This is a genomic window from Protofrankia sp. CiP1_Cm_nod3 (assembly GCF_982290655.1).
The window spans coordinates 197,796-198,908 of the sequence record NZ_CEVIVD010000001.1 but is presented as its reverse complement, the minus strand read 5'-3'; the positions used below and the strand labels follow the sequence as shown (position 1 = coordinate 198,908).

Sequence of the window (1,113 nt, the reverse complement as noted above, 5' to 3'; positions counted from 1 at the left end):
GCCTCCGGCCGGGGGCGGCGGGCCGGGCCGTCCGCCGCGAACCGTCCGGCCGGACGAGGCGCGGCGGGCCGCGGGCCAGGAACAGGAAGGAGAAGGAGGCGCGGAAGCGGGCCGGGCCGCCGCGGCGGCGGACCCCGCGACGGAGCGGGCGAGGCGCGTCGGCCCGCGGCGGCTACGACTGATCGTCTCCGGTGTGCTGAGCCTGCCGGTGCTGCTGCTCGCCATGGTGCCGGCGTTGCAGTTCGACAACTGGCAGTGGCTGTCGCTGGCGCTGGCGGCCCCGGTCGTGCTGTGGGGCGGCCTGCCGTTCCACCGGGCGGCGTGGGCGAACCTGCGCCACGGCGCGGCGACCATGGACACACTGGTCTCCATCGGCACGCTCGCGGCGTTCGGCTGGTCGCTGTACGCCCTGTTCTTCGGTCACGTGGGGACGCAGGGCATGACTGGCATGGTCATGCCCGCCGCGTCAGCCGCCGACCGGGGCGGCGGCGCGGACAGCGTCTACCTCGAGGTCGCCGCCGTGGTGACGACGCTCATCCTCACCGGCCGCTCCTTCGAGGCACGCGCCAAGCGGCGGGCCGGCGCCGCGCTGCGGGCACTGCTCGAGCTCGGCGCCAGGGACGTGACGGTCCTGCGCGACGGTCAGGAGCGGCGGATCGGCGTGGAGCAGCTGGCCGTGGGCGACCGCTTCGTGGTGCGCCCAGGCGAGAAGATCGCCACCGACGGGGTCGTGGAGCAGGGCCGTTGCGCGGTGGACGCGAGCATGCTCACCGGTGAGTCGGTGCCGGTCGAGGCCGGCGTGGGTGACGCGGTCACCGGCGCCACCGTGAACACCGACGGCCGGCTGGTGGTCCGGGCGACGCGGGTGGGCGCGGACACCCAGCTCGCGCGGATCGCGAAACTGGTCGTCGAGGCGCAGAGCGGCAAGGCCGCGGTCCAGCGGCTCGCCGACCGGGTGTCGGCCGTGTTCGTCCCGGTCGTGATCGGCCTCGCGGCCGTCACCCTCGCGGTGTGGCTCGCGCTCGGCGAGGGGCCGACGGCGGCGTTCACGGCCGCGGTGGCCGTGCTGATCGTCGCCTGCCCGTGCGCGCTCGGCCTGGCGACCCCCACCGC

1 protein-coding gene is annotated in these 1,113 nt (G+C 76.2%); it reads left to right on the top strand.

The window, feature by feature from the left end:
* On the top strand, positions 1-1,113 hold a 1,113-nt coding region (locus AC5LUJ_RS00805; protein WP_493464320.1), incomplete at both ends, for an HAD-IC family P-type ATPase.